Origin of the sequence: Marinobacterium rhizophilum, from assembly GCF_024397915.1 — a bacterium.
GTDB lineage: Bacteria > Pseudomonadota > Gammaproteobacteria > Pseudomonadales > Balneatricaceae > Marinobacterium_A > Marinobacterium_A rhizophilum_A.
On record NZ_CP073347.1, the window covers coordinates 1,887,979 to 1,904,615 of the forward strand.

12 protein-coding genes are annotated in these 16,637 nt (G+C 61.6%); 5 read left to right on the plus strand and 7 right to left on the minus strand.

The genetic code is table 11. The annotated features are described in order from the left end of the window. The first annotated feature begins 86 nt into the window (after positions 1-86). The gene (gene mfd, locus KDW95_RS08460; RefSeq protein WP_255855842.1) at positions 87-3,521 is read left to right on the plus strand and encodes a transcription-repair coupling factor; all 3,435 of its coding nucleotides are present in this window, start codon (positions 87-89) and stop codon (positions 3,519-3,521) included. Then, positions 3,518-4,105, plus strand: a complete 588-nt coding sequence (locus tag KDW95_RS08465; RefSeq protein WP_255855843.1) for a CsiV family protein — start codon at positions 3,518-3,520, stop codon at positions 4,103-4,105. The genes mfd and KDW95_RS08465 overlap by 4 nt, the downstream gene beginning before the upstream one ends. Positions 4,106-4,130: 25 nt before the next feature. Here KDW95_RS08465 and KDW95_RS08470 read toward each other — a convergent pair whose 3' ends face one another. The 6 genes from KDW95_RS08470 to sohB form a co-directional block, all read right to left on the minus strand. Beyond that, positions 4,131-6,830 carry a CHASE domain-containing protein gene (locus KDW95_RS08470; RefSeq protein ID WP_255855844.1) on the minus strand — a complete coding sequence of 900 codons (2,700 nt, stop codon included), beginning with the start codon at positions 6,828-6,830 and terminating at the stop codon, positions 4,131-4,133. Between the two features lie 211 nt (positions 6,831-7,041). Then, on the minus strand, positions 7,042-8,187 hold the full coding sequence (locus KDW95_RS08475; RefSeq protein WP_255856485.1) for a mechanosensitive ion channel family protein: 1,146 nt from the start codon (positions 8,185-8,187) through the stop codon (positions 7,042-7,044). A gap of 42 nt (positions 8,188-8,229) precedes the next feature. Further along, positions 8,230-9,234, minus strand: coding sequence for a beta-N-acetylhexosaminidase (gene nagZ / locus KDW95_RS08480; protein WP_255855845.1), 1,005 nt, complete (start codon positions 9,232-9,234; stop codon positions 8,230-8,232). Between the two features lie 94 nt (positions 9,235-9,328). Further along, a complete protein-coding gene (locus KDW95_RS08485) occupies positions 9,329-9,814 on the minus strand; it encodes a L,D-transpeptidase (protein ID WP_255855846.1) in 486 nt (161 codons plus the stop codon). Then, the gene (locus tag KDW95_RS08490) at positions 9,811-10,491 is read right to left on the minus strand and encodes a TetR/AcrR family transcriptional regulator (RefSeq protein WP_255855847.1); all 681 of its coding nucleotides are present in this window, start codon (positions 10,489-10,491) and stop codon (positions 9,811-9,813) included. The genes KDW95_RS08485 and KDW95_RS08490 overlap by 4 nt, the downstream gene beginning before the upstream one ends. A 66-nt stretch (positions 10,492-10,557) precedes the next feature. Beyond that, positions 10,558-11,625, minus strand: a complete 1,068-nt coding sequence (gene sohB, locus KDW95_RS08495; protein ID WP_255855848.1) for a protease SohB — start codon at positions 11,623-11,625, stop codon at positions 10,558-10,560. Between the two features lie 101 nt (positions 11,626-11,726). Here sohB and KDW95_RS08500 point away from each other — a divergent pair, with 101 nt between their 5' ends. Continuing rightward, positions 11,727-12,062 carry an SCP2 sterol-binding domain-containing protein gene (locus KDW95_RS08500; protein ID WP_255855849.1) on the plus strand — a complete coding sequence of 112 codons (336 nt, stop codon included), beginning with the start codon at positions 11,727-11,729 and terminating at the stop codon, positions 12,060-12,062. On the opposite strand, the gene nudC is transcribed toward KDW95_RS08500, so the two are convergent. Further along, on the minus strand, positions 12,059-12,862 hold the full coding sequence (gene nudC, locus KDW95_RS08505) for an NAD(+) diphosphatase (RefSeq protein ID WP_255855850.1): 804 nt from the start codon (positions 12,860-12,862) through the stop codon (positions 12,059-12,061). The two genes, KDW95_RS08500 and nudC, sit on opposite strands and share 4 nt — an antisense overlap. 521 nt (positions 12,863-13,383) lie before the next feature. On the opposite strand from nudC, the gene nhaB reads away from it, so the two are divergent. Together nhaB and KDW95_RS08515 are read left to right on the plus strand one after the other, a co-directional pair. Then, positions 13,384-14,886 (plus strand): sodium/proton antiporter NhaB, encoded by a 1,503-nt coding sequence (nhaB, locus tag KDW95_RS08510; protein ID WP_255855851.1) that lies wholly within the window; start codon positions 13,384-13,386, stop codon positions 14,884-14,886. Positions 14,887-15,347: 461 nt separating this feature from the next. Next, complete coding sequence (locus tag KDW95_RS08515) at positions 15,348-16,607, plus strand: alkaline phosphatase family protein (RefSeq protein ID WP_255855852.1); 1,260 nt, start codon at positions 15,348-15,350, stop codon at positions 16,605-16,607. The last annotated feature ends 30 nt before the right edge of the window (positions 16,608-16,637 follow it).

The window sequence follows — 16,637 nt, forward strand, 5'->3', positions numbered from 1 at the left end:
CCGATCCATTGCAAACCTGCCCTTTTCTGCGCGCAGGCGTTAACATAGGCCGCTTTTGCAGCCGGAGCCTCAAGGAGTCAGCCGCCGTGATCAAACTGGACCACCCGATGCCCGCAGGAGCAGGCGACATCAAGCGTATCGGCCAGTTAAAAGGCAGCGCTCAGGGCTACCTGGCTGCCGCCGCAGCCCGTCGCCACCAGGACGTGACGCTGGTCGTTGCCAGCAGCAGCGATGCCGCAGCGCGCCTGGCCGGCGAAATCGCCTTTTTTGATCCCGATGTTGAACTGCTGTCCTTTCCCGACTGGGAAACCTTGCCCTACGACAATTTTTCACCGCATCAGGACATCATCTCCGAGCGCATTCTCAGCCTGTACCGGCTGCCGCAGCTGAGTCGCGGCATCCTGATCGTCACGGCAGCCACCCTGATGCAGCGCATTGCACCGCGCAAGTTTATCGGCGGCAACAGCCTGCTGCTGGATACCGGACAGCGGCTGGACCCCAGCGAAACACGCCAGATGCTCAGCGATGCCGGCTACCGCGCCGTCGAAACCGTTTACGAGCATGGCGAGTTCGCCCAGCGCGGCGCCATCCTTGATATCTACCCCATGGGCAGCCGCCTGCCGTACCGCATCGACCTGTTCGATGATGAAATCGATACCCTGCGGGTATTCGACCCCGAAACCCAGCGCTCCATCGAACAGGTCGAGCAGGTTCGCCTGCTGCCGGCCCAGGAGTTCCCCTTCGACTCCAGCGCCATTACGGCATTTCGCCAGCGCTGGCGCGAACGCTTTGATGTGGATCCCGGCCGCTGCCCAACCTACCAGGACGTCAGCAACGGCGTGACGCCGCCCGGTATCGAGTACTACCTGCCGCTGTTTTTCGACAGCAGCATGACCCTGTTCGACTACCTGCCGGACAACACCCTGGTGATCTGCGACCCGGGCCTGGAAGGCGCCGCCGATCATTTCTGGCACGAAGCCCAGTCGCGCTACGAAGAACGCCGCCACGATGTAGAGCGCCCGCTGCTGGCTCCCGAAGAGGTTTTCACCCGGGTCGATGAGCTCTTCGCCGCCCTCAAGCGCTTCCCCCGCCTGGTGATGCACAGCGACAGCGCAGGCAAGAACGCAGGCGCCCAGGACAGCGCCTTCGACGAACCGCCTGCCCTGCCGGTGAATGCCCAGTCCAATCACCCCATGGCCGCGCTGAGCGACTTCCTGCAGAGCCACCCCGAACCGATTTTATTCTGTGCCGAGTCCGCCGGGCGACGGGAATCCCTGCTCGAACTCTTCGCCGCGGCCAACATCAAGACACGCAGCGTGGATAACTGGCAGGCTTTTGCCGAGCAGCAACCGCGTCACGGCATCTGCGTTTACCCGCTGGAGCTGGGTCTCAGCCTGCCGGGCCAGTGCCAGCTGATCACCGAAACCCAGCTGTTTGGGCAACAGGTTTTCCAGCGCCGGCGGCGCAGCCGCGACAAGGAGCAGGCCGACCAGGTCATCAAGAACCTGTCGGAACTGCGCACGGGCGCTCCGGTAGTACATCTGGATCACGGGGTGGGCCGTTACCTGGGGCTGCAGTGCATTGAACTGGATGGCCAGCAGAACGAGTTTCTGACGCTGGAATACGCCGACAATGCCAAACTCTACGTGCCCGTCAGTGCGCTGCACCTGATCAGCCGCTACGGCGGCAGCAGCGACGAGATGGCACCGCTGCACCGCCTGGGCACCGAGCAGTGGAGCCGCGCCAAGCGCAAGGCGGCGGAAAAGGTGCGCGATACCGCCGCCGAACTGCTGGATATCTACGCCCGCCGTGGCGCCCGTGAAGGCTTCAGTTTCGGCACGCCGGATGCGGAATACCGCCAGTTCAGCGCCAGCTTCCCGTTCGAGGAAACCCCGGACCAGGCTCTGGCCATCGAGGCCGTCGTCAAGGACATGACCGCCACCCAGCCGATGGATCGCCTGGTGTGCGGCGACGTGGGCTTTGGCAAGACCGAAGTCGCCATGCGGGCCGCCTTTCTGGCGGTACAGAACAGCAAGCAGGTGGTTATTCTGGTCCCCACCACCCTGCTGGCACAGCAGCACTACGACAACTTCCGAGACCGTTTTGCCGACTGGCCGGTCAATGTCGAGCTGATTTCACGTTTTCGCAGCGCCAGCCAGCAAAGCCAGGCACAGGCCAGGCTCGCCTCGGGCGAAATCGACATCATTGTCGGCACCCACAAGCTGCTGCAGGGTGATATCCAGTTCAAGGATCTCGGCCTGGTCATTATCGACGAGGAGCACCGCTTTGGCGTACAGCAAAAGGAGCGCCTCAAGTCCCTGCGCGCCCAGGTGGATATTCTGACCCTCACCGCCACGCCGATACCACGCACCCTGAACATGGCGATGTCCGGCATGCGTGACCTGTCGATCATCGCCACGGCGCCGGCGCGACGACTGTCGGTAAAGACCTTTGTACGTGAAAGCGACAAACCCATGATCAAGGAGGCCATCCTGCGCGAGCTGCTGCGCGGCGGCCAGGTCTACTACCTGCACAACGAAGTCAAAACCATCGAGAAAACCGCCGACGAGATCCGCGCCCTGGTGCCGGAGGCCCGCATCGGCATCGGCCATGGCCAGCTGCGCGAGCGCGAGCTGGAGAAAGTCATGACCGACTTCTACCACAAGCGCAACAATGTACTGGTGTGCACCACCATCATTGAAACCGGCATCGACATCCCCAACGCCAACACCATTATCATCGACCGGGCCGACAAGTTCGGCCTGGCACAACTGCATCAGCTGCGTGGCCGCGTCGGACGCTCCCACCACCAGGCCTACGCCTACCTGCTAACGCCGCCGGTCGCCAACATGACCACCGATGCCGGCAAGCGCCTGGAAGCCATCGCCCAGGCCAGCGACCTGGGCGCCGGCTTCACCCTGGCCACCCACGACCTGGAAATCCGTGGCGCAGGCGAGCTGCTGGGCGAAGACCAGAGCGGCCAGATGCAGAGTGTCGGCTTTACGCTCTATATGGAAATGCTGGAGCAGGCGATCCAGTCCCTGCGCGATGGCAAGACCCCCAACCCCGATGCGCCGCTGCAGCACGGCCCCGAGATCAACCTGCGCCTGCAGGCCCTGATTCCCGACGACTATCTGCCAGACGTGCACAACCGGCTGATCCTGTACAAGCGCATCTCCAATGCCAGCAACGACGCCCAGCTGCATGAACTGCAGGTGGAAATGATTGACCGCTTCGGCCTGCTGCCAGAGCCCGTCAAGAGCCTGTTCCGCATCACCGCACTCAAACTGCGCGCCAGCGCACTGGGCATTGCCAAGGTGGACGCTGGCGACAAGGGCGGGCGTATCGAATTCAATGCCGATACGACCATAGATCCGTATAAACTCGTCAGCCTGGTTCAGAGCCAGCCACGGCGCTTCAAGCTAGAAGGCGCAAGCCAGCTGCGCTTCATAGTTGAAATGACAACACCCGAACTGCGCGCCCAGACCGTCGAACACCTGCTTAGCGAGCTTTCTGCATGACCCTCGATCGCACCCGACACCCACTGCTGAACCTCCTGAGCCTTGCGCTGCTGACCCTGCTCAGCCTCTGCGCCCAGGCTGAAAATCCCGTCTACAAGGTGGAAGTGCTGATCTTTGCCAACCCGGATCCGGGCTCGCTGCACGAACAGGCCTGGCGCAACCTGGAGATCCCCCGCCTGGCCGGCGCTGCGGAACTGGGCAACGGCGGCAGCGGCAGCTACCAGCGCCTGCCCGCCAACAACCTGGTACTGACCGCTGAAAAGAACCGCCTGGCACGCTTGCAGGGGTTTCGCACGCTGTTTCATGGTGCCTGGTACCAGCCGGTGGGCAACCCGAACAACAGCCGAGCGGTGCGCCTGCGCGGCGGCCAGCTGATGCCCAACGGCGCCTACGAACTGGACGGGTATCTCAATATCGAACAGGACCAGGCCCTGCAGCTGCACCCCAACCTGTATTACACCCGCCGCCAGGACGGCGGCAAATTGCTCACCGCCACCCTCGACAGCCCCCGGAGCCTCAAGGCCAACGAGATCCACTATCTGGACAACCCGCTGTTCGGCGTACTGGTTCTGATTCAGCGCTAGTCCGGCAACACGCCAGACCCCGGCGTTACGGCGCCTCGGGCACGACAGTCCCTGCGGCCTTGACAACAGCATCGCCGTCCTGCGGGCGTGCGCCGGGCAGGTCGACATGAAACACGGCGCCCTCCCCCGGCAGGCTGTCAAAGCTGATCCGGCCACCGTGGCGTTCAACCAGCGCCCGCGTAATGGCCAGCCCAAGCCCCGTACCACCAAGACGCCGCGTATCCGATGAGTCAGCCTGGGTGAAACGCTCAAACACCTGTGCCTGGAATTCCACCGGAATACCCGGCCCCGAATCCGCCACGCTGATGCGCCACTGCCCCTGCCGTGGCTCAACCGAGACCACCACTTCACCCTGGGTGGGCGAGTACTTGCAGGCATTGGAAAGCAGGTTCGACAGCACCTGCAACAGCCGGTTTTCATCCCCCAGCACCGCCGCACCCTCTGGCGCAGCCACAGCGCGCAAACGCACCTCGAACTTGTCCGCATAGCCCTGATTCATCGCCAGCGCCTTATCGACAAGCGCGTCGAGCAGCAGCGGCTGCAGCTGCAGCTGCGCCTCGGCATACTGAATCTTGCCGATATCCAGCAGATCGTTGATCAGCACTTCGAGCCGCTGGCAATTATCGTAGGACAAGGCAAGGGCACTGGCCTTCTTGTCCGGATGCGCATCCAGCACGCCGCCCACCACCAGCCCCAGCGCGCCCTTGATCGAAGTGAGCGGCGTCCTGAGCTCATGATTCACCGTGGAGATAAACTCGTCCTTCATGCGATTAACCTTGTGACGCTCGGTCAGGTCATGAATGATCAGGGTGTAGCGCATTCGCTCACCCACCGGCAACGGACTCAATGCCAGCTCGATCGGCACCCGCCCGCCATCCAGTCGCCGCGCCCAGGTATCACAGCGGCTCCCCGCATCCGACAGCGTGCGCAGCCCGCCGCCACCGGCAACCAGACTGACGAAGAACTCCGGCACCACCTCACTGATAAGCTGCCCGAGCAGGGCCTCGGCCGGGCGACCAAAAAGCGCCTCACCGGCCGGATTGACCGATTCTACCCGCCCCTGGTCATCCAGCGTCATGATGGTTTCTATCGCCGTGTTAAGAATGCCGCTGAGTTCCGCCGTGCGGCGATGCACCAGCACCCCCACCTCAAATGCCCGACCGGTCATGGCCAGCAGAAACGCACCCAGCACACTGGTAAACAACAGACCTGCGGTGAGCACACCCCAGGCCTGCCAGCCCCGATGCCCCGACAAGTACCCCGGTGACGGCCAGAACTGCAGCACCCAGCGGCGCCCACCCACCTCAAGATCCGCAGACCATCGATAGGGGGCCTCAGCATACTGCTCCGACTCATTCGCCCCGTAGAGCCAGGACTTTCCTGGTACAGCCGAGGCATCGCTGATCGACAGCCCGATACCGTCCGACAGGCTCGTTCTCACCACCGCATCCATAATATCTCCGACACGAAAGACACCCACTGCATAACCTGCGAGGCTTCGTCGACGCTGCTCCACAGTCTGGGCAATCCCCTGATACACCGGATGAAACAGCAGAACTCCTGCCTGGGAGCTGCTTTCCTGCACCAGCGTAACAGGCGCCGTTGCCACAGCAAGGCCCGTATCACGCGCGCGATTCAGCGCCTCGCGCCGATCGGCGCTGGACGCCACATCAAACCCCAGCGCCTTGCTGTTATCACCCAAAGGCTCCAGGTAAGTCACCACCACATAGTCTGGCCGCCTGGCGGCACGCACCATTGCGCCTTCCTCGCCGCGCTCCGTGATCTCAAACCCGGGGAAACCCTCTGCACGAATCAGCGATTCGAAATCCTGCCGCTGTACATCGGATACACGCGGATTCCACCCCAACCCCTGAATACCCGGCTTTTCACGCAGCATCCTGTCGACAAAGGTTGCAAATTCAGAACGCGTGACCCGGGATGAGCTGACAAAAAAGCGTTCGATTGACGCCACAGAATCCAGATGCCTGCCCACACTGGCACGCAGATTCTCCGCCGCCTCGCTGGCAGCCTTGCGAAATTCAAGCTCGGTACGCTCCAGTTCCCAGCGACTGACCCACACGAACAGGCTGATCACCGCCACCAGCGACAGCAATAGCGGCACCGCCACCGAGTGGCGCCGCCCCCACCAAAGCGAGCGCGGTTGCGCAAAGGCGATATGCATCAGGGGCGCTGCGATCAGCACGCCAATAACATCACCCACCCACCAGGTAAACCAGCTATAGCCGTACTCGGCCACGCCAATCACACCGCTGGCATAGAGACTGGTGGCACCGAAGCTCGCATTCACCAGGCAGGCCACGGGGCCTGCCAGCAGCATAAACCGGAAAATTTCCTTCTCGCGGGACTGGGTGATTGGATAGCCCAGCACCCGGCGCACCAGCCAGGCCCCTGCCAGAGCCTGCAAGGTCGCACCGCTGGCAGCTCCCAGGGAAACCTGCATGACGACAGTGGACAAGGGTCCCTGCTCCAGGCTGACCCAGCAGTTGAGCAGCACCGAGCCCAGAAAAACACCGGGCCAGAGACGATTGCCCCAGATCAGCATGGCCGCCACGGCAATACCGGCGGAGGGAAAGATCGCCGTCGCATAGCCCGGCGGGATCGCCAGCAACAGCGCGAGGCGTCCAACCAGGGCATAGGCCGTGCCCAGTACCAGCACAGAGAGCAGCCAGACCCGTGCGCTTCCTGCTCGAAAAAACATATCCATCTGACGGGCACCCTCTGGGTTACATATTACCGGTCACATAGCAACCGCGGTCCGCCCCCATGATAGTGCAATATCTCCCGGCGAGGTGCCAGCGTGCCGCAAACACGGATCCGCACCAGCGAATTGATTTTCAACGCCCCAAACACAAAGTCCCGCCCCTCGTGAAAGGTGGCGGGACTTTTTCCGTACAAGGCGGGCTGAAGCCCCTGCGTCAAGTCCTGACAGACTCGCTCGCCATTGGCAGCGCCACCGAATCCGGCGCCATGCCTGCATCCGGCAGCGAGGCCAGGTGCAACGTCTGGGTCGGGAATGCCACTTGCGCCCCCTGCGCCTCGATGATATCGATGGTGCGCAGCAGCACATCCTGCTTGATCTCGTGAAAGCGCACCCAGTTGGTGGTACGGGTAAAGGTGTAGATGAAGAAGTCAACCGACGAGGGCCCGAAGCTGTTCAGGTTAACGATCAGCGTCTGCTCCTGGTCAATTTCATCATGCTGGCGCAGCATGGCGTGGACGTCCGCCACGATGGCCTTGACCCGGCCCACATCGTCGTAGCGCACACCAATGGTTTCGTAGATACGCCTGTTGGTCATGCGCGAGGGGTTCTCCACCGAAATGCTGGCAAAGGTTCCGTTGGGCACGTAGAGCGGGCGCTTGTCGAAGGTACGGATGCGGGTCTGACGCCAGCCAATATCCTCTACCGTTCCCTCGATATCCTTGTCCGGGGAACGGATCCAGTCCCCCACCTTGAATGGCCGATCGAGGTAGATCATCAGGCCACCAAAGAAGTTGGCCAGCAAATCCTTGGCGGCGAAACCCACCGCGATGCCACCGATACCACCGAAGGCCATGACCCCCGACACGCTGTAGCCAAAATTCTGCAGCACCACCAGCCCGGTGGTGATGATGATCGACAGGCGCAGCAGCTTGCCGATGGCGCCGACGGTGGTCTGATCCATCGGCGTCTTGACCTTGTCTGGCGATACCAGTGCCACCTCTGCGCGGCGAATCAGACGAATCAGGAACCAGGTGATCAGCACGATCACCCCCATGCGCCGCATCGGCTCGACCACATCCATCAGCACGGTGCCGGTCTGGCGATCGATGACCTCGAGCGCCCAGGCGGCACCGAAGATCCAGATCAGCGCCGCGATCGGGCGCCGTGCGGCCGACAGCAGCAGGTCATCCCAGACATTGGTAGTCTGCTCGAACCGCGCATGCAGGCGCCGGAACAACCGGTTGGACAGGTAATTCACCAGCATGGTCATGAAAACGATCAGAAAGACCCGCAACACCCAGCGGGTATCCTGGCCAAAAGGCCAGTAGTTCGCCAGCTGCTCACCAAACTCCTGCCACATGTACTGCATCCTCCTCTGGATCCGTTGTTGACTCAGCGCCGGTTAAAGACTGCGCAGCTGCGCCGCCAGCGCCCGGGCCCGAGCCTGGCGCTGCGTATCCAGCACCGGCCCCGCTGCCCGCAGCGCCGCGGCGTTTCGACGCGGCGCTGCGGGCTGCTGTTTCAGGTAATCGAGCACCTCCCGCGCCCCTTCGGGGTGGTTGCACACCAGCAGCATATCGCAACCTGCCGCCAGTGCCCGCTCGGCCCGGGCCGCATAGCCGCCGGCAAAGCCCGCCCCTTCCATGCTCAGATCGTCACTGAAAATGACGCCCTCGAAGCCAAGCTGGCCACGCAGGACCTGCTGCAGCCAGTAAGGCGAAAAGCCGGCGGGAGACGGGTCCACCGCACTGTAAATCACATGGGCCGGCATCACCGCCGCGAGCCCTGCGTTGATCAGGCGCACAAAGGGCTGCATGTCCTGCTGCTCTATGCAGGCCAGATCCCGTTCATCGACGGGAATCTCCAGGTGCGAATCCGCCTCGGCCCAGCCATGCCCCGGAAAATGCTTGCCCGTTGCCGCCATGCCGGCCTCGCCCATGCCGCGCACAAAGGCGGCCGCCAGAGCCGATACGGTGTCGGCATCGCCACCAAAGGCGCGATCACCGATCACCCGGCTACGGCCATAATCCAGGTCAAGCACCGGCGCGAAGCTGATGTCGATTCCGACATCCAGCAACTCGGCTGCCATCAGCCAGCCGAGTTCTGCCGCCTCGCTCAGTGCCGCCTGCGGCGCCTGGGCATAGCGCTGCGCCAGCACACCCATGGCGGGCAATACCGTGAAACCCTCACGAAAACGCTGCACCCGCCCCCCTTCGTGATCGACCGCGATCAGAATATCCGGTGCAAGCGCACGCACCGCCCCGACAAGCCGGCGCAACTGCGCCGGGTTTTCGAAGTTGCGGCTGAACAGTATGAGCCCGCCGACCGCATCCTCCGCCAGCAGGGCCGCCTCATCGACACCGATTTCGGTGCCCGCCAGATCCAGCATCAGTACCGCTGCCGTCATGCATTACCCTCTCTGCCTGGTCGCCCCCTGGGCACACCTTGAAAAACCGCCAACTGATTCATGTCCGCTGCACAGGCAAGGCCTTCAACAGGCCTCACTCCTCGATGCTCACCGCCACGCCGACCGGCACACGCTCGAACAGCTCCAGCACATCGACGTTGCGCATGCGGATACAGCCGTGGGACAGCGGCACCCCCATGGGTTCGGTATCCGGGGTGCCGTGGATATAGATGAAGCGGCGCATGCTGTCGAGCGCCCCCAGCCGGTTGACACCAGGCTCGCAGCCGCAGAGCCAGAGGATGCGTGTCAGTATCCAGTCCCGCCCGGGATTGGACTGGGCCAGCTGTGGCGAATAAATTTCACCGGTAAAACGCCGCCCCCGGAACACCGCGTTCAGCGGCAGACCGGCACCGATCTTGGCGCGGACAACGTGCCGCCCCCGGGGTGTACAGCCGCTGCCTTCACGCTCTCCCGCACCGTTGCGCGCCGTGGACACCGGGTAGCTTTGCAGCACAGAGGCGCCGTCAAGCAGGTCCAGCCGTTGCCGGCTGATCGAGATACGCAGCAAAAGCTTACTCATAGCCAGCAAAACCGGGTGTTTTCGGCCCGCGCCTGGAACCCGCCGCACAGCACCGGCACCAGACGGTGCAGGATATGCTCGACTTCGGCATCCAGATCCAGAGCCTGCTGTTCGATCGCTACCAGCGTCTGGAAGTTGACCAGGGAAAAAATGACCGAGCCCAGCAGAAAGTGCAGCCGCCAGAAGAATTCGTCATCGTCCATGGGAGCCGCATCCGCGCGCAGGTACTGCATAAAGGGCTGCAGGCGGGAACCAAATGCCGCCACGAGATGTTCCCTGAGCACCTGCTGGCGCCCCACGTAAGCCAGATCCAGCAAGCGCATGAATACGCTAAGCCCGTCAGCGCTATTCCTTTGTGCCCCCAGCAGGGTACGCATCAGCATTTCCATCAGCTCATCCAGCAGCAAACGCTGCGGCGCCAGCGCCAGGCGCTCCGCCAGCAGCCGCTCGAGCTGCGAGACCAGCGGTTCGATACAGCGATCGGCCAGTGCCAGAATCAGCCGTTCCTTGGATCCGAAATGATAATTGACGGCGGCGAGGTTAACCTCGGCACGGGCCGTAATCTGCCGCATGGTGGTGTCATTAAAGCCCTGTTCGGCAAACAGTGACGCCGCCGCCTGCAGAATCTTGTCCTTTGTCTTGTCCGCTGTCTTGTCCACTAAGCCGGAATCTGACATCCGCCTCCCTCCCTGTTAAGCATGCCCCATCGCACCGGGCGTATGCTGGATCCAGCATACGCCGTCTCAGCGGGACAGCAGACGACTCTTGTACAGCCGGTCCCACCAGCGCAGCATCAGGCTGTCGCCGGTATGCACGGCAAAGTCGCTGATACGCTCCTGTAGACTCTTCTTTTCCTCGTAGCGCACACAAAATATATCGGCGTCCCTTGCCGCCTGCATCAGGTAGTCGTCACTGGTGCAGATTTCATCGATCAGCTGGTGTTCCAGCGCCCGCTTGCCAAACCAGATTTCCCCGGTGGCCACCTTGCGAATATCGAGCTGGGGACGGTTGCCGCTGACGAATTCCTTGAACAGCTCATGGGTGTCTTCCAGCTCTTCAACGAACTTGTCCCGCCCCTTGTCGGTATTTTCACCAAACATCGTCAGGGTGCGCTTGAATTCGCCGGCGGTGAGGATCTCCATGTCGATATCATGCTTTTTCAGCAACTTGTGGAAGTTGGGCATCTGCGCCACCACGCCGATGGAGCCCACCACGGCAAAGGGCGCCGCCATCAGCTTGTCGGCCAGACAGGCCATCATGTAGCCACCACTGGCCGCCACACGGTCGACACAGACGGTCAGCGGGATCTTCTGGGCGCGAATGCGCTCCAGCTGCGAGGCGGCTAGGCCGTACTCGTGCACCAGGCCGCCGGCGCTCTCCAGGCGCAGCACCACCTCGTCCTCGGGGGACGCCACGGTCAGGATCGCGGTGATTTCCTCGCGTAGCGGCTCAACGTCGCTGGCCTTGATATCGCCGTCAAAATCGAGCACAAACAGACGCCGACCGGAAGACTCCACCGTTTCGCCTTTTTTCAGCGCCTTTTTGCGCGCCTTGGCTTCGGCCTTTTCGCGCTTGGCCTCCTCCTTCATCTGCTGCTTGTAGCTGTCCTTGTCCATCACCGACTGCTCCAGGACGCTTTGCATATCCTCGAGCTGATCGTTGAGACTGGTGACACTGATTTCCCCGGCCGCCCCGCCTTTGCGATTACGTCCGGCAATCAAGGCAAGCCCAAGCACAAACACCAGTACAGCAACCACCAGGGTCATCGTTTTGGCCAGAAACAGCCCGTAATCAGACAGGAACGAGAGCACTTGCTTCTCCAGAAATTCTTAGATCAATGTAAGGCGGGTAATGTACCATAAAACGCTGTCGTCACGACCAGACGGTTACTGCCAGAGACAGAGTGGAATTCATGAACGAACAGATCAGCGTCGACCAGGTAATTGAGAAGCTCCCCTCACGCTTTTGCCCCGAGCAGGCAAAGGACCTGAGCTGCATTTACCAGTTCATTATCGATGACGAAACCGGTTTTTATATCGCTATCCGGGACCAGCAATGCCAGGTGGTACGCCAGCGGCACGACGACCCGGATATCACGCTGCATGTTGGCAGTGATGCCTTTATCCGTGTCGTAACCGGCGAGCAGGACGGCATGAGCGCCTTTCTGAAAGGCCAGCTGCGCGCCGAGGGCAACATCATGCTGGCCACGCGCCTGGGCAAACTCTTTTCGCGCCAGCGCCAGCGCTAAGCCTCTCCTGGCCCTGCGCCTGTCTCGCCGCGGCGGTAGCTTTCAATCAGCTGGCGCGAGATGGAAAACGACGGCGGCAGGTCCGGCAGGTTGGCCCGCGTGAACCAGCGCGCATCCAGAATCTCGACCCCGTCCGGCACCAGTTCGCCCGCCCGGTAATCGGCGAAGAACCCCAGCATCAGGGCATGGGGAAAGGGCCATGACTGGCTCTTGAAGTAGCGCACGTTTGCGACCTCGATCCCCACCTCTTCCCGGATTTCCCGCGCCACGGCCGCCTCGGCGGTTTCCCCCGCCTCGATAAAGCCGGCCAGGGTGCTGTAACGGCCCGCGCTGTAGTGCGGCGCATGGGCCAGCAGGCACTCGTCGCCGCGCAGCACCAGCACAATAATGCAGGGTGAAATGCGCGGATACTGACTCAGACCGCAGGGCTCGCAGGTCTTGGCCAGGTCCTGGCCGTGGTGCTTGAGCGCGGCACCACAGCGGCCGCAAAACCGGTGCTGCTCGTGCCAGGTCGCCAGCTGAGCCGCCCGTGACAACCAGGCATAATCGGCTTCATCCCGCGCCCGGGATAGCAACTCACGCAGCTCTACGGCCTGTTGCCGCTGCGCCGGCACGCTGCCTTCATTCAGTACCATCAGCAGCCCATCCGACGCCTCGGGGCCCAGCGGGTACTGCGCTTCAATCATCTGCGGTGCAAGCTCTGCAACTTCGGCCGGCACGGCCAGCAGCTCTGCGCAGGCGCCTTGCAGCAAGCGTCCGCGGGCGGCCAGCAGTACTGGCGGGCAGTTATCCTGACTCATTTATCAGCCTCATCCACACTCTCGGGCACCTCGAAAAACCTGCTGCGCGACTCATAGGCTGCGTTGCGCGGTGCTGGTGCGCCAGCCCGGTAGGAATATACCCCATACACTGCGGTTCCTGCGCTCCGTGCGCCTTGCCTCTAAGCCTGCTCGTTACGGTTTTTCGAGTGCCCTCTCGATAGTTTTTGACTTGTCCCGGCAACAGGCGAACATGGAAACGCCACATCGCTTAGGGCTACAGGTCCGAAAACCTCAACCTACAGCCATTGAACACGCAGTGAAACAGATATTAACAGCGTTTTTTTATAACCTGTGACTATTCTTATTTGCCGTCGCGGCTGCTAGGCTACGCCGCGCTTTTTCACAAAGGATCGCGAACACCGGCCATGTTGTCATTCCTGAGGGCAACGGGCCGCGTGACATCCTACTTGTCCTGCCCAAAAACAGCACAGGCAGGGCATGTCTGCGAACGTCAACAGCCCCTAAACATAACAAACTCTGCTGGCATAGGAAGAACAGCCATGACGCATTCTCTACCCCAGGCGCTGATGCGCAATTTTCTGGGTAACTCTCCCGTCTGGTACAAGCAGGCCATTATTGGCTTCCTGATTCTGAACCCCATCCTGTTTCAGGTCGCAGGCCCGGTGGTTACCGGCTGGCTGCTGATCTTTGAATTTATCTTCACCCTTGCCCTGGCCCTCAAGTGCTACCCGCTGCAGCCCGGTGGCCTGCTCGCCATCGAAGCGATCATCATCGGCCTGGCCAGCCCCGCGTCGGTTGCCCACGAGGTAGAGTCCAATCTCGAAGTTATCCTGCTGCTGATGTTCATGGTGGCGGGCATCTACTTTATGAAAAGCATGCTGCTGTGGCTCTTCACCAAGATACTGCTCAAGGTGCATTCCAAGGTTGCACTGTCGCTGCTGTTTTCACTGTCGGCCGCCCTGCTGTCGGCCTTTCTCGATGCCCTGACAGTTACCGCGGTGCTGATCAGCGTGGGCGTGGGTTTCTATGCGGTCTACCACAAGGTGGCCTCGGGCAAGTCCGCCCAGCATGACCACGACCACTCCGACGATGAGCATGTGGGCGATACCCATCGCAGCGAGCTGGAACAGTTCCGTGCTTTCCTGCGCAGCCTGCTGATGCACGGCGCCGTGGGCACGGCGCTGGGGGGTGTCTGCACCCTGGTGGGCGAGCCGCAGAATCTGCTGATCGCCCAGAAAGCCGACTGGGATTTCGTCGAATTCTTCATCATCATGGCGCCGATCACCATGCCGGTGCTGGCCGCCGGCCTGCTGACCTGCATCCTGCTGGAAAAAACCCGGACGTTCGGTTACGGCGAGCAGATTCCACCGAACGTGCGCCAGATTCTGGAAGAGTTCAACCGCGAGGAAAACCACAAGCGCACCCAGCGCGATATCGCCATGCTGGGCGTCCAGGTGCTGGTCTCGATCTTCCTGGTGCTTGCGCTGGCGTTTCACCTGGCCGAGGTCGGCCTTATTGGCCTGTGCGTCATTATTCTGCTCACCGCCTTTAACGGCATCGTGGAAGAACACCAGATCGGCAAGGCATTTGAAGAGGCACTTCCGTTCACCGCGCTGCTGGTGGTGTTTTTCTGCATCGTCTCGGTGATCCACGAACAGCACCTGTTCCAGCCCATTATTCACGCCGTGCTGGCAATGGAGCCCAGCGCGCAGCCGGCGGTCTTCTTCGTCGCCAATGGTCTGCTGTCCGCTATCAGCGACAATGTCTTTGTCGCCACGGTCTATATCAATGAGGTGGTGGCCGCGCTGAACAACGGCGACATTACCCGCGAGCATTTCGACAAGCTGGCCGTGGCGATCAACACCGGCACCAATATTCCCAGTGTTGCCACGCCCAACGGCCAGGCCGCCTTCCTGTTCCTGCTGACCTCGGCGCTGGCGCCGCTGATTCGCCTCTCCTACGGCCGCATGGTGATCATGGCGCTGCCGTACACCATCGTCATGAGTGGCGTCGGCTTCATCGCTGTCAGCTACGCGCTCTAGCCCGGCAACACCCCGCCCGCAAAAAGCCAGGCAGCTAAAAAATAAAACACCCCCGCAACCCGAGTTGCGGGGGTGTTTTTTATCCAGCTGCGTGCGGGTCCAATCATAGCCAGAGTCAGTGGGCCTTGGCGTCATCCTGCTCCAGCTGCTCCCACAAACAGGGCTCGCCTGCTTTCTTGCTCAGGGAACAATCCGATCACTGTAAAGTACAGCCGTGCCCTTACAGACTCCGAACACCAAAGCAAGGGATGCAGATTCACCCTCGGCAGGTCAGGCACCCCCGCCGTCATGTGGCGACTATACGACAGAGGCGCCCTGCTTATCTGACGCCAACACATTAGAAAAACTATGGATCACCCGGGAAATTCTCGGAAATATTGCGGTTTTATTTCATCGTCGTGACATAAAGCAGCCCTACCATTGCACTCAATCCTTAACCCACCCAAGTGCTGAGTACTGCAATGTCTGGATTGATTATGATCATGGTCGATGGCATCAGCGCCGATCATTTCTCCCGCAAGCGTCACCTGCTGCCCAATCTCGACAGGATGGCACGCCTGGGCGTCCAGGTTGACGGCGTGACGCCTGAAGTCTGCGGCACCTCCTGCCCCGGTCGTACCTCGATTATTGCCGGGGTTTCGCCCGCTGAACATGGCGTCTATGGCAACCATATCCTGGATGGCGACCGTTTCCGCTGGGCCAACCCGTACGATGTGCAGGTCGAGACGCTGCCAGCACTTGCCAAACAGCAGGGCCTTGATGTTGCCTGCCTGGGCTACGGCATGGTGCGCCCCGAAGATTGCACGCTGTATCAGGGTCCCTGGTGGGTCGACGAACTGCTGATGCGCGGCAAGGATCAGGAACCGACCCCGGCAGATCAGGATTGGCTGCGTGCCAGCGGCCTTCACGACCCCGACGGTCGCATCAGCGCACTGTTCGAATCCGCCGCAGCGGAGCCTGCGGTACAGCCCAATCACACGCCCGAGCACAAACTGCAAATGGGCATGCTGGCCGATCATCAGCTGCTGGATCTGGCCGCAGCCCTGGCCGCCAGTGATCGCGCACCGGACCTGATGCTGCTGGAAATTGCCATTACCGACTACTTCCTGCACAAGTACGGCCCGGATCACCCACTCACCGACTGGTCGCTGCGTTGTGCCGATGCCCAGATCGGCACCCTGATGACCCGCCTGGAGCAGGCTGGCGTTCTGGAGCGCTACAATTTTGCCATCCTGAGCGATCACGGCCATGCCCCCATGCCCGATGCCCTCTATGTCGATCGCCTGCTGGGGGACGAGGTGCTCTGGTCCAGCGAAGGCGGCGTTCTGCTGGTTCGCCCCACCAGCCCCGAACAGGCGCGGTACGTGACTGAGAAGCTGAGCGCTGAAGGCATCCAGCCCTGGAGCAACGATCACCTGCCTGCGGAGCGCCGCGAACAACTGCTGACCTTCGTCGTGCCCGAAGGCTCTGCCATGAGCTTTGAGGCCTCGCGAGCCGATACCCGCGGGATCTACGGCCCCTCCAAGTACCAGTCGAACCATGGCATGAGGCCGGGTAGCCGGGCGGACGAGCGCTTTTGCATCTTCTACGGCAACAGGGTACCGCAACAGCTTATTGCCCATGGCAAAACCATTCAGGTCGCGCCCACGCTGGCGGCGATTCTGAATGTCGTCACGCCCTGGCAGGCGCCCCCCCTGTTTCAACCCAAAGAGTGTGATTAACCCGGCGGGGTAATACCTGAAGCCAGGATG